Annotated in this window: 15 protein-coding genes; 8 read left to right on the forward strand and 7 right to left on the reverse strand. The window is 60.9% G+C overall.

Going from position 1 to position 18,278, the window contains the following annotated elements:
• The first annotated feature begins 46 nt into the window (after window positions 1-46).
• The 3 genes from H097_RS02140 (at window position 47) to H097_RS02150 (ending at window position 3,229) form a co-directional block, all read left to right on the forward strand.
• The gene (locus H097_RS02140) at window positions 47-1,957 is read left to right on the forward strand and encodes an ATP-binding cassette domain-containing protein (RefSeq protein WP_032856928.1); all 1,911 of its coding nucleotides are present in this window, start codon (window positions 47-49) and stop codon (window positions 1,955-1,957) included.
• Window positions 1,957-2,526, forward strand: a complete 570-nt coding sequence (locus tag H097_RS02145; RefSeq protein ID WP_032856930.1) for a mechanosensitive ion channel family protein — start codon at window positions 1,957-1,959, stop codon at window positions 2,524-2,526. Before H097_RS02140 ends, H097_RS02145 begins: the two co-directional genes overlap by 1 nt.
• A 70-nt stretch (window positions 2,527-2,596) precedes the next feature.
• Complete coding sequence (locus tag H097_RS02150; RefSeq protein ID WP_032856931.1) at window positions 2,597-3,229, forward strand: LysE family transporter; 633 nt, start codon at window positions 2,597-2,599, stop codon at window positions 3,227-3,229.
• Between the two features lie 78 nt (window positions 3,230-3,307).
• Here H097_RS02150 and H097_RS02155 read toward each other — a convergent pair whose 3' ends face one another.
• The 4 genes from H097_RS02155 to H097_RS02170 are packed head-to-tail and all read right to left on the reverse strand — an operon-like array spanning window position 3,308 to window position 6,451.
• Window positions 3,308-4,048 carry a hypothetical protein gene (locus H097_RS02155; protein ID WP_032856933.1) on the reverse strand — a complete coding sequence of 247 codons (741 nt, stop codon included), beginning with the start codon at window positions 4,046-4,048 and terminating at the stop codon, window positions 3,308-3,310.
• 3 nt (window positions 4,049-4,051) lie between these two features.
• Window positions 4,052-4,639: a penicillin-binding protein activator LpoB gene (gene lpoB, locus H097_RS02160; protein WP_032856934.1), complete on the reverse strand. Its 588-nt coding sequence runs from the start codon at window positions 4,637-4,639 to the stop codon at window positions 4,052-4,054.
• Window positions 4,640-4,674: 35 nt separating this feature from the next.
• The gene (locus H097_RS02165) at window positions 4,675-5,043 is read right to left on the reverse strand and encodes a YcfL family protein (RefSeq protein ID WP_032856935.1); all 369 of its coding nucleotides are present in this window, start codon (window positions 5,041-5,043) and stop codon (window positions 4,675-4,677) included.
• A gap of 10 nt (window positions 5,044-5,053) precedes the next feature.
• A complete protein-coding gene (locus H097_RS02170; RefSeq protein WP_032856937.1) occupies window positions 5,054-6,451 on the reverse strand; it encodes a lipoprotein in 1,398 nt (465 codons plus the stop codon).
• A gap of 303 nt (window positions 6,452-6,754) precedes the next feature.
• Between H097_RS02170 and H097_RS02175 the strand changes: the two genes are divergently transcribed.
• The gene (locus tag H097_RS02175; protein ID WP_032856939.1) at window positions 6,755-8,647 is read left to right on the forward strand and encodes an FTR1 family protein; all 1,893 of its coding nucleotides are present in this window, start codon (window positions 6,755-6,757) and stop codon (window positions 8,645-8,647) included.
• 114 nt (window positions 8,648-8,761) lie between these two features.
• Here the strand turns inward: H097_RS02175 and elbB are convergent, their stop codons facing one another.
• The gene (gene elbB / locus H097_RS02180) at window positions 8,762-9,430 is read right to left on the reverse strand and encodes an isoprenoid biosynthesis glyoxalase ElbB (RefSeq protein ID WP_032856940.1); all 669 of its coding nucleotides are present in this window, start codon (window positions 9,428-9,430) and stop codon (window positions 8,762-8,764) included.
• A gap of 318 nt (window positions 9,431-9,748) precedes the next feature.
• Window positions 9,749-10,390, reverse strand: a complete 642-nt coding sequence (locus tag H097_RS02185; protein ID WP_032856942.1) for a DedA family protein — start codon at window positions 10,388-10,390, stop codon at window positions 9,749-9,751.
• Between the two features lie 218 nt (window positions 10,391-10,608).
• Between H097_RS02185 and hemB the strand changes: the two genes are divergently transcribed.
• From hemB to H097_RS02200, 3 genes are all read left to right on the forward strand, one after another.
• Entirely contained in the window at window positions 10,609-11,622 is a 1,014-nt protein-coding gene (hemB, locus tag H097_RS02190) for a porphobilinogen synthase (RefSeq protein WP_032856943.1), read from the forward strand.
• 18 nt (window positions 11,623-11,640) lie between these two features.
• Complete coding sequence (gene ppk1 / locus H097_RS02195; protein ID WP_032856944.1) at window positions 11,641-13,863, forward strand: polyphosphate kinase 1; 2,223 nt, start codon at window positions 11,641-11,643, stop codon at window positions 13,861-13,863.
• A 152-nt stretch (window positions 13,864-14,015) separates the two neighbouring features.
• Window positions 14,016-15,545, forward strand: coding sequence for an amidase family protein (locus H097_RS02200; protein WP_241495417.1), 1,530 nt, complete (start codon window positions 14,016-14,018; stop codon window positions 15,543-15,545).
• Between the two features lie 3 nt (window positions 15,546-15,548).
• Here H097_RS02200 and ppx read toward each other — a convergent pair whose 3' ends face one another.
• Entirely contained in the window at window positions 15,549-17,051 is a 1,503-nt protein-coding gene (gene ppx / locus H097_RS02205; protein ID WP_032856946.1) for an exopolyphosphatase, read from the reverse strand.
• Between the two features lie 481 nt (window positions 17,052-17,532).
• Here ppx and H097_RS02210 point away from each other — a divergent pair, with 481 nt between their 5' ends.
• Window positions 17,533-18,180, forward strand: a complete 648-nt coding sequence (locus tag H097_RS02210; protein WP_032856947.1) for a DUF1120 domain-containing protein — start codon at window positions 17,533-17,535, stop codon at window positions 18,178-18,180.
• Window positions 18,181-18,278 lie beyond the last annotated feature (98 nt).

Below are 18,278 nucleotides of genomic sequence, written 5' to 3' on the forward strand. Positions count from 1 at the left end.
ACACCCAAGCCAGCGGCCAACGAAGCTGGTAGACTCCGCCGCCATTATGATCCGACTTCAAAGCCTAACATTACAGCGTGGCCCGCAACGTCTTCTTGAAGACGCCGAGCTGACCCTGCACGCCGGTCACAAAGCCGGCCTGATCGGTGCCAATGGCGCCGGCAAATCCACGTTGTTCGCCCTGTTGCTCGGTGAGCTGACCCCGGATTCCGGGGACTGCCTGCTGCCAGCCGACTGGCGTATCGCTCATATGCGCCAGGAGATCGACACCCTGGACCGCATCGCGATCGACTACGTGCTCGATGGCGACCTGCGCCTGCGCCAGGTGCAACACGACTTGGCCGAGGCCGAGAAAGCCCAGGACGGTGCCGCGCAGGCTCGCCTGCACTCGGAACTCGACAGTGCCGACGGCTACACCGCCGACGCCCGCGCGCGCAAGATGCTCGCCGGCCTCGGGTTCACCAATGAACAGATGGATCGCCCGGTCGCCGACTTCTCCGGTGGCTGGCGCATGCGCCTGAACCTGGCCCAGGCCCTGATGTGCCCGTCGGACCTGTTGCTGCTCGACGAACCGACCAACCACTTGGACCTCGATGCGATCCTGTGGCTGGAAGATTTTCTCAAGAACTACCAAGGCACCTTGCTGCTGATTTCCCACGACCGGGACTTCCTCGACGCCGTGGTCGATAACATCGCCCATGTCGAACAGAAAAAAATCACCCTCTATCGCGGTGGTTACTCGGCATTCGAGCGTGCCCGTGCCGAACGCCTGGCCCAGCAACAACAGGCCTTCGAGAAGCAGCAGGCGCAGCGGGCGCACATGGAAAGTTATATCGCCCGGTTCAAGGCCCAGGCCACCAAGGCCCGCCAGGCCCAGAGCCGGATCAAGGCCCTGGAGCGCATGGAAGAACTGTCGGCGGCCCACGTCGATTCGCCGTTCGACTTCGTGTTCCGCGAATCGGTGAAAATCTCCAGCCCCTTGCTCGACCTCTCGGATGCACGCCTGGGTTATGGCGACAAAACCATCCTGGAGAAGGTCAAGCTGCAGCTCACCCCGGGTGCGCGCATTGGTTTGCTCGGGCCTAACGGCGCGGGCAAGTCGACGCTGATCAAAAATCTTTCCGGTGAGCTGCAACCCCTGGCCGGCCGCCTGACCCGTGGCGAGAACCTGGTGGTGGGCTACTTCGCCCAGCATCAGTTGGACTCCCTCGACGCCAAGGCCAGCCCGCTGTTGCATTTGCAGCGCCTGGCGCCGACCGAGCGCGAGCAGACCCTGCGCGACTTCCTCGGTGGTTTCGACTTCCGTGGCGCGCGCATCGACGAGCCGGTGCTGAATTTCTCCGGCGGCGAAAAGGCCCGCCTGGCCCTGGCGCTGATCGCCTGGGACCGGCCGAACCTGCTGTTGCTCGACGAACCGACCAACCACCTGGACCTGGAAATGCGCCTGGCGCTGACCATGGCCCTGCAGGAATTCAGTGGTGCGGTACTGGTGGTGTCTCACGACCGCCACTTGCTCAAGAGCACCACTGATAACTTCCTGCTGGTGGCCGATGGCAAAGTCGAAGAGTTCGATGGTGACCTGGACGACTACGCCCGTTGGTTGACCGAGTATCGCCTGCGTAACGCGCCGGTCAGCAACACCCCGGTCAACCCGGACAAGACCGACAAGAAAGCCCAGCGCCAGGCCGCTGCTGCGCTGCGTCAGCAACTGGCGCCGCACAAGCGTGAAGCCGACAAACTGGAAGCCGAGTTGGGCAAAGTCCACGAGCGCCTGGCCAAGATCGAGGCCAGCCTCGGTGACAGCGCCGTGTACGAAGCGGCACGCAAGGATGAACTGCGCGACCTGCTGGCCGAACAGGCCAAGCTCAAGGTGCGCGAAGGGCAACTGGAGGAAACCTGGATGGAAGCCCTCGAATTGCTGGAAGGTCTGCAAGCGGAGCTGGAGGTGCTGTCCTGATGGAAGCCTTGCAACTGCCACTGCCGGCGCAATGGATCGAACCGATCTGGGTTGGCGTGCAAATCCTGTTGATCCTGCTGGCGGGCTACCTGACCCAGCGTTTTGTCGCCAAGGGCCTGACGCGCCTGGGCGAGCGCTACCCGTTCCCGCCGCAACTGCTGATGCCGCTGCGTGGTGGTCTGCGCTGGCTGATCATGGGCAGTGCGCTGATCTTTGTCCTCGAACGCCTGGGGGTTTCGGCCACTGTGCTGTGGACCGCACTGTCAGGCTTTGTGGCCGTGGCGGCCGTGGCGTTCTTTGCCATGTGGTCGGTGTTGTCCAACCTGCTGTGTGCGATTTTGATTTTCACCGTCGGGCCGTTTCGCCTGGGTGATGTGGTCGAGTTGGTGGATACCGTCGACAAGCCGGGCGTCAAAGGCCGGGTGATCGCGATCAACCTGCTTTACACCACGCTGATCGAAGTGGCTGAGGCGGGTACCGACAGCGCTGTGGTGCAAGTGCCCAACAGCCTGTTCTTCCAGCGCGCGGTACGCCGCTGGCGCGGCAGCGATATCAGCCCCCTGCCTTAAAATTCTCTAGCCAGCCCTCGGCCCTCGGAGTTAGCTTAGTGCTCACAACGAATTTGCTACGAGGTGTGTAATGGCGCTCGACACATGGCTGGCCTTTTTCCTGGCCAGTTGGATCATCAGTCTCTCTCCCGGTGCGGGTGCCATCGCTTCGATGTCCAGTGGCCTGCAATACGGCTTTGTGCGCGGTTACTGGAACGCCATCGGCCTGCAGCTGGGCTTGGCGATGCAGATTGCCGTGGTTGCCGGCGGCCTTGGGGCAGTGCTTGCGGCATCGTCTACCGCCTTCTACGCGATCAAATGGTTCGGCGTGGCCTACCTCGTGTACCTGGCCGTCAAGCAATGGCGTGCCTTGCCCATGGATATGACCGATGACGCTGCCGTGCGCCCTATTGGCAAGCCCATGGCGATGATGTTCCGTGGTTTTCTGGTGAACGCCAGCAACCCCAAGGCCCTGGTCTTCATGCTGGCGGTACTGCCGCAGTTCGTGAACCCGCAGGCGCCGCTGCTGATCCAGTACCTGATCCTCGGCGCGACGATGATCGGCGTGGATATGATCGTAATGGCCGGCTACACCGGGTTGGCATCGAAAGTGTTGCGCCTGTTGCGCACGCCCAAGCAGCAGAAGCGCGTGAACCGCACGTTTGCCGGGTTGTTCGTGGGCGCTGCGGCGTTCCTGGCCAGCTTGCACCGCGCCACCGCCTGACGGAATAAACCCAATCAAAACTGTGGGAGCAGGTAAGCCAGCTCCCACATTGATGTGTGCTAGCCGAGCCATTGAGGCTCAGCGCAGGATCTTCGGCGCTTCGTCCCTTGGCAGGTTGTTGCGCAATGCCGGCTGGCCGGGCTCTTGATCGCCGCCGCCCAGTTGCTCTTGTAGCTGGCGTGCCACGTCCTCACCCAAGGCTTTCGACACTTCCCTCACCACCCGTGGCCGGTTCAGGTTCACGCGCACATCACGACTGCTCACCAGCTTGGTGTCCTGGCCTTCACCCATGGCGGTAAACGCCGAGGTGATTTCATAGGTGCGGGTGTTGATCAGACTGAAGTCCGCCACCACGCTCAGCCCCAGCACTGCCGAATAGTTGCTGGTGCGATCCAGGGCGTTGATGTCCCGGGTGAAGTCGATGTCCGACAAGGTGCCGAACAGCACATAGTCCGCGCCCTTGAAGTGGCCGGCCTTGATCCGCTTGATCACGTCGTACACATCGCCCTTGGCTTCGCTGGTGTAGGGCGTGCCCTGGACCAGTTGGAACTGGCGCGACTTGAGAATCTCGCCCTTGATATCGCCGCTGAATTTGCGCAGTTCGCCCTGTTCGATGTAGCTGCTGCGGCTTTCGAACTCGCTGTAGCTGGAGGCGCCGCTGGCGTTATAGGCGCTGGCCTGGAAGTTGTTGCTGGCCGAGACTGCGTGGATGTATTCCTCTACGCGGGCTTCGTACGCCAGGTCAGTGACGGCGATCTTGGGGGCCGCCGAGGCGCCAAAGGCGCACAGCAGGCCGAGCAGGCCGATCCATAGGCGCATGGCTTAGCGCTCCGTGGTCTTGCGGATTTCTTTTTCGTCCATCCATTCGGCCAGGCCGCTTTCGACGTCGACCAGTTGCAGGCTGAACTTGTAGAACACGTCCTTGTAGTCGGCGCTGCGCTTGACGATGGAACTGATGGAGCCTTCCAGGCGGTACTTGGCGGCAATCATGTTGCCGGTCTTGCTGACCGTGGATTTCTTGTACAGGCCGCTCTGGTTTTGCAGCTTGAGCTGGTCAACCTGGCTTTGCATATCGGTGTTGTCGCTGGCGAAGCGGGCGGTGCCGGTTTTCATCAACTGCGTCTTGATCGAGGTGGTGATCTCGCGGGTATCGATATACTCGCTGGTCTTGTTCTTCACGTCATACACCTGCACCACCGGGCGGCCCTGGAGAATGCCGGACTGCGCCAGGGAGCGGGTCATGCTTTCGGCGATCATCTGCAAGTCGGTGGAGCCGAACTCGTTGGTCACCAGTTCCACGGCCTTGGTATCGCCGTAGCTGATGTTTTTGCCGCCGATGACCGGCGAGGTGTTGGCGCAACCGCTGGCCAGGACGGCGACTACGGCGAGGAACGAAAAGCGTGCAAGCATGGGAAAGTCTCTCGAAAGCTGAATAGGGGGCAGACTCAAGGCGTTTTCACTTCAAGGCGGAAATCGGCGGCCTGGGGCAGATTGGCGATGGCCGGCAGGAAGGTGGCCTGGTTGGCATAGAGGTTCAGCACTTTCCAGGTTTCTTCATCGCCCACCGGGAAGCCATCGGCGCCCAGCCAGGCGAAGCGGTAATACATCATCTGGTTGCTGCTGGTGATGTTGCTCAGTTGCACCTTGGCGGTCAGGAAGCCGTTCTCGCGAGCCACGCGAATCGCGCCGACGGCGATGCCCTTGAACTTGCCCATCACCACGACTTTGCTCGCGGCGCTGCCCGGCTCCGGCGGCGGGGTGGCGCAACCGGCGAGGAAGACCAGCGCCAGGGCGCCGAGGATAAAATGACGCATAACGTGCTCCTTAAGGTTGTTTGAGACTGGCGACAGCCTGGGCCGGGTTGCTTGCGACCACATGGGCCGCCAGGCCGCTGGCGAATACCTGGTTGCCGACCACGCGCAAGGTGATCACCTGATGGCGTTGTTCGGCCTTGACCGTCACCAGGGTGCCGCCCAGGGCATTGGGCAGGCTCACCTGGTGCTCGCCATGCTTGAGGCGCAGGCGTGCGACCTGGGTCATGTCCGGCAGGGTGCGCCAGGTGCGGGTATCGGCGCCCTCGGTGACAGCGGAGGCGATGCCCAGTACCAGACCGGCCATTGGGTTGGTCTGGTTCAGGTTCTTTTGCGTCACGCCACGGCTGATGGCGCGCACGGTGGTGCGCAGGATGATCCCCGGCATATCGTCGCGCAGGGCACGGCGGGACATGGCGGTGGTGCTGTTGAGGGCTGTGAGGTTCTGTTGCCGGCCATCGACACCGATCTGGGCGAAGGTGGCTGTCGAGGTGTCTGGCTTGATCACCGGAAACGACAGCGGTGTGATCACCCAATGCCCGTCGATGGGGATCGGCAGTGGCAGGCGGATCGAGTCGCGCGCCGGCGCCAGGCCGCTCTGGACCACGATCAGCACGTCGCTTTCGTCAGCCGCTACGGCTGAGGCGTCCAGATCGAGCAGGGCCTGTTCCAGCAGCGGCGTGTTGGGGCGCAGTTCGGCGGCCTTGCGATAGCCCGGCGCGGCCAGGTCTTTTTCGCCCAGGGCTTCGTAGACGAAGCCGGCCAGGTAATGGCTGAACGCACTCTGGTAGCTGTTCTTCAGGCCCACCACGTCCGGCGCGTCGAGGCTTTCTACCGGATAGCCGCGCAGGTCCTTGAACTGCGTGGCCACGCCCTGGCGTTCGGCCTCGTTTTCGCGCTTGAGGTATTCCTTGTCCCGCAACTCGGCGATCACGGCTTCGCGTTCGTGGGTTTTCTTGATCTCGGTGCGGGCGCCGTCGAAGTCATTGACCGCCAGCAGGTTGAGCGCCATCTGGGTGGTGAGCATGACTTTTTCGTAGTCATAGCCTTCGTAGCGCCGCACCTTGTCATTGACCAGGAAGCTGCCGAATTGCGAAAGGTAGCGCTCGGTGTCGAACTTGACCGCCTCTTCCCACTTGTACACCGCCAGGTCCGCCCGGTGCCAGGCCGCCTGGCTGCCGGCCAGGTCGCCCTTGGCGCGCAGCAATTCGCCTTTCTCGAAGTAGTAGAGAAGGTCCTTGTCGTCGCTGCTGTTGTTTTTTTCCAGCAGGGTCAATGCGCCGTCGACGTTGCCGCTGGCCAACTGTTGGTTGGTGGCTTGCAGTTCTGTGTCGTAACTGCGGAACATCGAACAACCCGACAGCAGCGTAACTGCGGCGAGGGCAAGGGAGATGAAGACGCGAGATGCCATTGAGGTGCTGCTTCCCTGAGCGTAATCGGCCGAAGGGGCTGGTCGGGCCGAATAACCAATTGCAGGAAAAGCCTTTCCCACATATTCCTCATAAAAAGAGGAGCACAAATGCCGTTTCGCGATAACGAAGGCGGCGCATTATAGGCTGCGCTACTGGCAAAACAATGGCTTTTAAGCTCCATTGTGAAAGGCTTGTGCCACTATCGGAGCACGTCATTTCGGCGGGAAAAGCACTAACGCCTTGAGTCAAACCGATTAAAATTCGACAATGTGTTACTTCTTGTTTCCATTTGAGAGTCATTCATGACTGCCCCCTCCCGTTTTCTCGCCTGGCTGTTGTTGCCGGCGTTGGTGTCGTGCAGCTTCAATCTGCTGGCGGCCACCGCAGAAGGTGCGCCCCAGGCCCTGCATTTACTGGACTATATCGGCGCTGACTATCCGCCGACGGTGGAGGCGGGCAAGGTGGTCGATGAGTCCGAATACCAGGAACAGGTGGAATTTCTCGGTGTATTGCAGGGGTTGGTGGCCGAGCTGCCGGACAAGCCCGAGCGCGCAGGCCTGGTCAAGGGCGTCGATGAACTGTTGGCCGCCGTCACCCGTCACCAGGATGGCAACGCAGTCGCACGTCAGGCGCGGCAGTTAGGTGCGCAATTGGCGGTGGCCTATGAAGTCAGCCAGGCGCCGGCCATTACCCCGGACCCGACCCGCGGTGCGCCGCTGTACGCCCAGCATTGCTCGGTGTGCCACGGTGACGCCGGGGCGGGCGATGGCCCGGCCGGTGTCGGCATGACACCGCCGCCGGCCAACCTGCGCGATGCGCAGCGCCTGGACCGCCTGAGCCTCTACGGCATCTACAACACCCTGGGCCTGGGCGTCGAAGGCACCGATATGCCGTCGTTCGCCGACCAGTTGGATGACCGTCAGCGCTGGGACCTGGCGACCTACATCGCGGGCTTCACCGCTGACCCGGCTGCGGCGAAAAGCGAAAAATCCTTCAACCTGGCGGACCTGGCCCGCCAGACTCCGGAAGAAGTGCTGGCCGCCGAAGGCCCGGACGCCGTGCGTGTATTCCGTGCGCAACGGGCGCAGCCGCCGCAGGTCCAGCGTGGCCCGGCGCAATTGCTGGACTACACCGCTGCCACGCTGGATAAGAGCCTGGCGGCGTTTCGCAGTGGCGAGCATGAACAGGCCTACGACCTGTCGGTAGCCGCGTATCTGGAAGGCTTCGAGCTGGTAGAAAGCTCCCTGGATAACGTCGATGCCAACGTGCGCAAGGACACTGAGAAAGCCTTGATGGCCTATCGGCAGTCGTTGCAGGACGCTCTGCCGATCGAGCAAGTCCAGCAGCGCCTGGACGTGGCCAAGGGCAAACTCACTGAAGCTGCCGGCTTGTTGGGCGGCGATGGCCTGAGCTGGTCGTTGAGCTACATCTCGGGCTTGCTGATTCTGCTGCGTGAAGGGCTGGAGGCGATTCTGGTACTGGCGGCGATTCTCGCCTTCCTGCGTAACACCGGCCAGCAGTCGGCGGTGCGCAGCGTCAACGTCGGTTGGGCCCTGGCATTGGTGGCCGGTGCAGCGACCTGGGCCCTGGCGGCCTATGTGATTGACGTCAGCGGCGCCCAGCGCGAGTTGCTGGAAGGCTGCACGGCGCTGTTTGCCAGCGTGATGGTGCTGTGGCTGGGCGTGTGGATGCACGACCGCCGCCACGCGGCCGCCTGGCAGGACTACATCAAGAGCAGTCTGGTGGGCGGTGGTGGGCGTTTTGGTTTTGCGATACTGGCGTTCTTCTCGGTATACCGCGAACTGTTCGAAGTGATCCTGTTCTACGAAACCCTGTGGCTACAGGCCGGCCCCGCCGGACACAACGCCGTCCTGGCCGGTGGCGCCACGGCGCTGGTGCTATTGATGGGGTTGGCGTGGATCATCCTGCGCGGCTCGGCGAAGCTGCCATTGGCGCTGTTCTTCGGGATCAACGCGGCGCTGCTGTGCGCGCTGTCGGTGGTGTTCGCCGGGCATGGCGTCAAGGCGTTGCAGGAGGCCGGTATCTTCGGCACCCGGCCGGTGGCGTTCTTTGACTTTGACTGGCTGGGCATCCATGCCGATGCGTATTCGTTGAGTGCCCAGGCAGTGGCGATCATTGCGATTGTGGTGTTGTACAGCCGCAGCCGGCTGGCCGAGAAGCGCCGGGTGGCCTGATCGCCGGTGCCGGCTTCTGTAGGAGCTGGCTTGCCTGCGATGCAGACGCCTCGGTCTGTCAGTGACACCGAGGTGATGCTATCGCCGGCAAGCCGGGCTCCTACAGGGGGCGGGTCAGGCGTCGTTCTCGTGGGTCAGTTCCAGCACCCGGTCCACCAACTTGTTGATGCCTGAGGCCACTTCGCTGATGTTTTTGGCCAACATGTAGGCCGGTGTGCTCACCAGTTTGCGCGCCTTGTCTTCGACGATCTCGTCCACCGCGCATTCCTGGTGGGTGGCGCCCATCTTGTCCAGGGCTGCTGCCGTGCCAGCATCGTTGCCGATGGTGCACACCACGCCTGGGCCGTAGATCTTCGCTGCCAGCGCCGGCGAGATGCAGATCAGCCCCACGGGCTTGCCCGCTTCGGCAAAGGCTTCGGCCAGCACCAGTACGTCCGGGTTGACGCTGCAACCAGCGCCTTCAACGGCAAAGTTCGACAGGTTCTTGGCTGCGCCAAACCCACCGGGCACGATCAGCGCGTCGAACTCTTCAACGTTGGCTTCGCGAATATCCTTCACTTCACCCCGCGCTATGCGCGCCGACTCCACCAGCACATTGCGTGACTCGGGCATTTCTTCGCCGGTGAGATGGTTGATCACATGGTGTTGCGCAATGTTCGGGGCAAAGCACTGAACCTGAGCGCCGCGCTGGTCCAGGCGCAACAAAGTGATCACACTTTCATGGATTTCAGCGCCGTCGTACACGCCACAGCCGGAAAGGATCACTGCAATCTTTTTGCTCATGGGCATTTCTCCTGATTTATGGCGTTAAATGTCTACTTATTTGTCGCTCATTGCCAATAGGGCATCCGGCCATTGCACCTAATCTTGATGTAACAATAATTGACCGGATTTGCCCATGGTTTTTGCTCCTTCACAGGAGGAGGACGAAAACGAGGCGGTGATCTTTGGCGTGGCCACGCCGCTGGCCAGTTGGAACCCGCCGTGGGCCAACCTGCAGTTCTATGCGCAATGGTGCAGTGATACCCGGCGCACCGAGAGTGGGTGGCACAAGCTGCCTTGGCCAGCGCATTGCCGCAGGCGGTGCCTCATCGGTCCGACTTACTCGGCGGGTGTCGTAGACTCGGGCTTTTTCGCTTCGGCCTGTACCTGCGCCAACTGGGCTTTCTCGGCGGCGCAGTTTTCCCGGGCCAGGCGGGCATTACGGATGCGCCGGCGTAACCATAAGCCCAGACCGAGCAAGAGCAAGGCGCCGAGCACCCACAGCTCGTACTTCTTGACGCTGCCCAGCATGCCTTCGAGCACGGCGCCGAAGTGGTAGGCCGCCGCGCCCAGCGCTGCCGCCCAGATCGCCGCGCCAATGCCGTTGAGCAACAGATAGCGTCCCGGCGGGTAGCCTGACAGGCCAATGGCCACGGGCATCACTGTGCGCAGGCCATACACGAAGCGGAAACTCAGGACCCAGATGTCCGGATGCCGGCGGATATGCTCCAGCGCCCGATCGCCCAGCAGTTGCCAGCGCGGTTTGCGCGCCAGCAATTTGCGCCCATGTTTACGGCCCATGAAATACCAGAGCTGGTCGCCGGCATAGCTGCCGCAGAACGCAACCACCACCACCACGTTGATATCCATGTATCCGCGGAACGCCAGGAAGCCCGCGAGCACCAGAATGGTCTCACCTTCGAAGAACGTCCCCAGGAAGAGGGCAAAGTAGCCAAAGTCATTCAGAAATTGTTGGAGCATTGTCTGGGTGCTGGCGAAATGAACGCGCAGCCTACGCCTTCGTGAACATTCATGAAAGTATCGAGATGTGTCACAAAGTGAACATTTCCTACAGAAACCATGAATGCGGCGACAGGTCGCATGCCGGTTGTATGAGTAAGCACAACTGTCATTCCTTCGTCATAATGGCCGCTTATAACTGTCACGCTCGCCCGTCAAGCCGGGCTCAGGAGTCTGCCGTGAGCTTTACCCCCGCCCAACGCCTGTTTCCCGCTACCCGCCTGCGCCGCAACCGTCGTGATGATTTTTCTCGCCGCCTGGTTCGTGAAAACGTCCTGACGGTGGATGATCTGATCCTGCCGGTGTTTGTGCTGGACGGTGAAAATCGCCGGGAAGCGGTGGCCTCGATGCCGGGTGTCGAGCGTTTGACCATTGATCTGCTTTTACAAGAAGCGGCGCAGTGGGTCGAACTGGGGATCCCGGCGCTGGCGCTGTTTCCGGTCACGCCGGCCGGGCTCAAGTCCCTGGATGCCGCCGAGGCCTGGAACCCCGAAGGTATTGCCCAGCGCGCGACCCGCGCCCTGCGCGAGCGTTTCCCTGAGCTTGGGGTGATCACTGACGTGGCGCTGGACCCGTTCACCACCCACGGGCAGGATGGCATTCTGGATGAAGAAGGCTACGTGCAGAACGACATCACCGTCGACGCATTGGTCAAGCAGGCGCTGTCCCATGCCGCAGCGGGCGCCCAGGTGGTGGCCCCGTCGGACATGATGGACGGTCGGATCCAGGCGATTCGCGAAGCCCTGGAGCTGGCCGGCCATGTCAATGTGCGGATCATGGCCTATTCGGCCAAGTACGCCAGCGCCTACTACGGCCCGTTCCGCGATGCGGTCGGCTCGGCGTTGAACCTGGGCAAGGCCAACAAGGCCTCGTACCAGATGGACCCGGCCAACAGCCATGAAGCCCTGCACGAAGTGGCGGCGGACCTGGCCGAAGGTGCCGATATGGTGATGGTCAAGCCCGGCATGCCGTACCTGGACATCCTTTATCGGGTCAAGGAGGAATTCAAGGTGCCGACCTTTGTCTATCAGGTCAGTGGTGAGTACGCCATGCACATGGCTGCGATTCAAAATGGCTGGTTGAGTGAAGGTGTCATCCTGGAATCCCTTACCGCCTTTAAACGTGCGGGTGCCGATGGCATCCTGACTTACTTTGCCGCCCGTGCCGCCCAATTGCTTAGAGAGCAACCATAGCCCTCACAGGAACACTCGATGAATACCGAAGGACTCACAGACGTTGCCGTAAAAGATGCGCATCCGGTGGTTGAACAGGTCGCCGAAACCCCGCCGGAGCTTGCGCCTGAGCAGCCTGCCGTGGCCACGGAGCCGGTGGTGGCGGCACCGCCTATCGTGATTCCGAACCTGGATGACAGCAGCCTGTACATCCATCGCGAGTTGTCGCAATTGCAATTCAACATCCGCGTGCTGGAACAGGCGCTGGATGAGTCCTACCCGCTGCTGGAGCGCTTGAAGTTCCTGCTGATCTTCTCCAGCAACCTGGATGAGTTCTTCGAGATTCGTGTTGCCGGCCTCAAGAAACAGATCACCTTTGCCCGCGAACAGGCTGGCGCCGATGGTTTGCAGCCGCACCAGGCCCTGGCCCGCATCAGTGAACTGGTGCACGGCCATGTGGATCGCCAATACGCCATCCTCAACGACATTTTGTTGCCGGAGCTGGAAAAGCATCAGGTGCGCTTCATCCGTCGACGCAACTGGACCGTCAAGCTCAAGACCTGGGTGCGTCGCTATTTCCGTGACGAAATCGCGCCGATCATCACCCCGATTGGCCTCGACCCGACACACCCGTTCCCGCTGCTGGTGAACAAGAGCCTGAACTTTATCGTCGAACTCGAAGGGATCGATGCCTTTGGTCGTGATTCGGGCCTGGCGATCATCCCGGCGCCGCGCCTGTTGCCACGGATCATCAAGGTACCGGAAGAGGTAGGGGGGGCTGGCGATAACTATGTATTCCTTTCGTCGATGATCCACGCCCACGCCGATGACCTGTTCCAGGGCATGAAGGTCAAGGGCTGCTACCAGTTCCGCCTGACCCGTAACGCCGATTTGGCCGTGGATACCGAAGACGTCGAAGACCTGGCCCGCGCCTTGCGCGGTGAGCTGTTCTCCCGCCGTTATGGCGATGCAGTACGCCTGGAAGTGGCGGACACCTGCCCGAAACATCTCTCGGACTACCTGCTCAAGCAGTTCAACCTGGCCGAGACCGAGCTGTACCAGGTCAATGGCCCGGTGAACCTGACGCGCCTGTTCAGCATTACTGGCCTGGACAGCCATCCGGAGCTGCAATACACGCCATTCACCCCGCAGATCCCGAAACTGCTGCAAAACAGCGAGAACATCTTCAGCGTGGTCAGCAAGCAGGACATCTTGCTGCTGCACCCGTTCGAGTCGTTTACCCCGGTGGTCGACCTGTTGCGCCAGGCTGCCAAGGACCCACACGTCCTGGCCGTGCGCCAGACCCTGTACCGCAGCGGCGCCAACTCGGAAATCGTCGATGCGCTGGTGGATGCCGCGCGTAACGGCAAGGAAGTTACGGCGGTGATCGAACTGCGTGCGCGGTTTGACGAAGAATCCAACCTGCAACTGGCCAGCCGCCTGCAAGCGGCCGGTGCGGTGGTGATCTACGGTGTGGTCGGCTTCAAGACCCACGCCAAGATGATGCTGATCCTGCGTCGCGAAGCCGGTGAAATCGTGCGTTACGCGCACCTGGGTACCGGTAACTACCACGCCGGCAACGCCAAGCTCTACACCGACTACAGCCTGCTGACCTCCGACGACGCCTTGTGCGAAGACGTCGGCAAACTGTTCAGCCAATTGATCGGCATGGGTAAGACGTTGCGCATGAAGAAGCTGCTGCATGCGCCGTTCACCCTGAAAAAGGGCATGCTCGACATGATTGCCCGCGAGACCCAGTTCGCCCTCGACGGCAAGCCGGCGCATATCATCGCCAAGTTCAACTCGTTGACCGATCCGAAGATCATCCGCGCGCTGTACAAGGCCAGCCAGTCTGGTGTGCGCATCGACCTGGTGGTGCGTGGCATGTGCTGCCTGCGCCCGGGCATTGCCGGGGTGTCGCACAATATTCACGTGCGTTCGATCATCGGCCGCTTCCTGGAGCACACGCGGGTGTTCTACTTCCTCAACGGCGGCGAGGAGCAGATGTTCCTCTCCAGCGCCGACTGGATGGAGCGCAACCTCGACAAGCGTGTGGAGACCTGCTTCCCGGTGGAAGGCAAGAAGCTGATCATGCGGGTCAAGAAAGAGCTGGAGAGTTATCTCACCGATAACACCCACAGCTGGAGCCTGCAGTCGGATGGGCGCTACGTGCGCAACACGCCGACCGGCAACCAGAACCCGCGCAGTGCGCAGGCGACGTTGCTGGAGCGGCTCGGCAGCCCGGTGCTGGCCGTTCGTTGACGCTCCCCTCATGGAAGCGGGCAGGTCCGCTTCCATGTTTCCCGCCTACATCCACCACTGAGAAATCGGACAAGCCTGTCGGATTTGCCAGGTTGGGGGTTGTATGTTCCCGTTCCTAGACTGACCTCTGGCTATCAGGCGATAGCCTGTACATGGCAGTTGAGGATTTTTCGATGATGGGATCAGGCATAGGAATCGGGTTGGGAGCAGCGGGGCTTTACGAGGCATTGACCTCGCCGCCGAAGGGCTACCGCAGTGCGCAGGCCATGTCGCGCGACATGGCCCGGGCGGCGGTGACGTCTGAGTCCCTGGTGCGGGACTCGTTGAAAAACATCGCAAACATCGATCATGGCTTGCAAGGCGGCAACGCGTTTGTGCAGATCAACCCCGATGCGCTTGAGCAGGCGCGGGCGCGCGATCAGGAGCGTAACCGCGGCGGGGTGTGCGGCTTTTTGCACGGTGTGCCGATTGCCCTGAAAGATGTATTCGAAACCCGCGGAAAAATGCACACCAGTGCGGGTTCCCGTGCGCTGCTAGGTTCGCCGACGACAAAAAACGCCAAGGTCGTGGATAACTTGCTCAAGGCGGGTGCAGTGATCGTGGGTAAAACCAATATGAGTGAGCTGTCCAACTTTCGCTCCAGCGTACCGGTTGATGGCTGGAGCTCCCGTGGCGGGCAAACCCTTAACCCTCATCGACTGGGTGGGCAGGTGGCGGGGTCGAGTACTGGATCGGCCGTGGCGGTAGCCCAGGGACTTGTCCCGCTCGCATTGGGCATCGAGACCAACGGTTCGATCATTGCGCCGGCGGCCTACAACGGTGTGCTCGGTTTGAAAACCACGGCCGGACTGGTGAGTACCGAGGGGGTGATGACCAGCTCAAGACTGGACTCGGTGGGCACGTTTACGCGTAACGTGTGCGATGCTGGCGAAGCGCTAAACGCCATGGTCGAAACAACGGTCTACACCGCCGGGTTGACGCCCGATGCCTTGCAGGGCAAACGCATTGGCTACACGCCGGTGCCTGAGTTGTCGCCAGAGCAGGCCAGGGACCCGGCCAGGCGCGCGGATAGGCAGTATTTCGAGGACGCGATCAGATTGCTGGTGGCCAAGGGGGCAGTCCTTGTGCCAATAGCCAGCCTGGACGCTGATGTGGCGCCAGAGACGTACGATCAATACAACGATGCGCTTTTTGCAGGGCTCAAGCAAAAAATCGACGGCTACCTAGCTGGCAGGCAAGGGTTGTCGGTGAAGTCGTTGGCCGAGCTTATTGCGTTCAACGAGCGTGACAGGCGAGCCGGAGAGCCGGATCAGGCGCTGCTGGAACACATCAACAGCCTGGCGGTGACGGATGAGCAACGGGATCGGTTGTGGGAGGCTGTTCTCCCGATTTTCAGGGATATCTTCGATAAGCCACTGAAGGAGCATAAGCTGGACGCGGTGCTGTCGAGTTTTCGTTCAGACAGTTATTTCTTTGCCGCGGCAGCTGGCTACCCCGGCATATCGGTGCCCTCGGGCATGGATGATGAGGGCATGCCAACCGCGCTGCACTTTGCGGGTACGAGCAACAGTGAAGCCACACTGCTCTCGGTTGCGTATGGCTATGAACAGGCATCGCAGGCTATCCGCGAGCCGGCGTTCCTGCCTGGCGCGCCGATGTTGTCGTCGGCCGAGAGCGTCTAGGGATCAGCACACGTTCAGGCTCAAACCCACTCGCGTCAGCCACTCGGCTTCCTGGGCGAAATCCGCCTGGGTCAGTTGGTTCTCGTCCAGCCAATCTTCGGGGAATACCACATCCAGGCTGTCACCATTGGCGCGCAAGGTGACCTGCGGCATCTGCTGGGTGCCACGGATGTGGTGGAACAGGATCGCAAAGCGCAGCAGGGCGCACAGGCGAATCAGCTTGATGCCCTCGGCGCCGAACTCGGCGAACTTGTCCTTGGGAATATTGCGGCGATGACCGCGCACCAGCAGCGCCAGCATCTGCTGGTCTTCCCGGGAAAAACCCGCCAGGTCGGAGTGCTCGATCAGGTACGCGCCGTGCTTGTGGTAATGGTAGTGGGCGATATCCAGACCCACTTCATGGACCTTGGCTGCCCAGCCCAGCAGTTCACGCCAGACCCCGTCCTGCAGGTCCCAATCCTCGGCGACCTGGTCAAACGCATGCAGCGCCTTGCGCTCCACCCGCGCCGCCTGCTCCAGGTCGACGTGGTAGCGCTCCATCAGTGAGCCGAGGGTGCGCTCACGCACATCTTCATGATGATGGCGGCCCAGCAGGTCGTAGAGCACGCCTTCACGCAGGGCACCATCGCAGTGGTCCATGCGTTGCAGTTCTAGGGCGTCGAAGATGGCCTCAAGGATCGCCAGACCGGCCGGGAAGATGGTCCGGCGATCGGGCTTGATGCCCTCGAAGTCGATTTTCTCGGCATCGCCGAGCTTGAACAGCTTACGCTTGAGCCAGGCCAGGCCTTCGGCATTCACCTCGCCGGTGCCGTGGCCGCCAGCCTTCAGGGCCAGACCGATGGCGCGGATGGTGCCGGATGAGCCGATGGCTTCATCCCAGGTCAGGCGGTGCAGGGCATGCTCGATGCTCATGATCTCCAGCCGCGCCGCCGTGTACGCCTGGGCGTAGCGGGCCGGGGTGATCTTGCCGTCCTTGAAATAGCGCTGGGTGTAGCTGACGCAACCCATTTGCAGGCTTTCGCGCAGCAGCGGCTCGAAGCGCTGGCCGATGATGAACTCGGTGCTGCCACCGCCAATGTCGGCCACCAGGCGTTTGCCGGGGGTATCGGCCAGCGTGTGGGAAACGCCGAGATAGATCAGGCGTGCTTCTTCACGCCCGGAGATGACTTCCACCGGGTGCCCGAGGATCTCCTCGGCGCGGCGGATGAATTCGCCACGGTTACGCGCTTCGCGCAATGCGTTGGTACCGACGATTCGCACGGCGCCCTGGGGCATGCCGTTGATCAGTTGGGCAAAACGCTTGAGGCAGTCGAGCCCGCGCTGCATGGATTCTTCGTTGAGCTTGCGCTCATCGTCGATCCCGGCAGCCAGTTGTACCTTTTCGCCGAGCCGCTCAAGGATGCGGATCTCACCGTTCTGGGCCTTGGCCACGACCATGTGAAAGCTGTTGGAGCCCAGGTCGATGGCGGCGATCAGGGACAGATTCTTGGCTTGGGATTGCGGCATGGGTAGGGGATCTCGGTCGATAACCTTGCCATCGTGCCACGATCAAACGCTGACGCCAACGCGTAGTGCTCGGTGATTTGTCCTACGCCTGCTCTTGATCAAGTTTTGTAGGAAATGTAGGGAAAGTTTCCGGATGACCGATGACATATCTTTAGTGGGGTGTAGGGAACTAAAAGACTTTTAGAGAATTTTGGAGATTATATAATTTCCTACAGGAGTAGTTAATTATGCTCATCCTTAATCTGCTCTGGACTACTTTGGTGGGTGGTAAAAGAGTCAGTTGTTTTAAACGAGTCCCACAGAGTTCTGGGTGTCGTCTTATATTTATTGAGTGAGTCGAAGGTGAAACTGTCGGTCGGCAATGATGCCGTGGTGTTATTTATTTATAGCTTTGTGTTTCAGGGAGGAACTAATGGCGACGAAGGAATTGCCTGGTTATTAAAGAAGTAATGCCTGAACACTTTCTAACGACAGGTCGATCATGAAAAAAGTATTGGGTTTGACGATGGGTGTTATTTGCCTGGCTGCAAGTATTGGCGCTCAGGCAACAAACGTTGCTCAGTTGGTAGTGCGGGGGACGATCACGCCCGCAGCCTGCAATTTGAGCTTGGGTAATAGTGGCATCATCGACTATGGGGTTATCCGTTCCGGTGAGTTGTCCCAGACCAGCTTCAATCCTCGCTCACCGCAAACCACATCGTTGGTTGTCAACTGCGGTACCACCCCGGCCAAGTTCGGCCTGACCCTGACCGATTTGCAGGCGGGCAGCAAGGTCACTGGCATTCTCGGCGGCGGCTATACCGAAGCGCAGAACTTCGGGTTGGGCGCTGTATCGTCCCGACGTACCGGGGGGTACTCGGTCACTCTGCGAGATCTGAGGTCTTCAGGTCTCACGTTGAGTCCGATCATGCGGGTCAGCACCGGCGCCTGGCAGAACAGTGACGGAAAAGTCGCACAAGCGCCTACCCAGTACTCGTGGCGTAATGGTGCGAGCATAACCCCCGCATCCATTGCTCAGCTCACGGGCATCATTGAAGTGATGGCGGTCATTAACAAAGCGCAAGACCTGGACCTCACCCGTGATGTGACGCTGGATGGCCGCGCCACCTTAGTGCTTAGTTACATCTAAACCTCTAGTAACAGCCGATATTGAAACGAAAAGTGTCATGACGCTTTCGGGACTTGTCGGCTGTTTTTCTGTGCGTTTGCTATTTGTCTTGATCGTTG

It is taken from the genome of Pseudomonas sp. FH4 (assembly GCF_000510915.2).
Lineage (GTDB): Bacteria > Pseudomonadota > Gammaproteobacteria > Pseudomonadales > Pseudomonadaceae > Aquipseudomonas > Aquipseudomonas brenneri.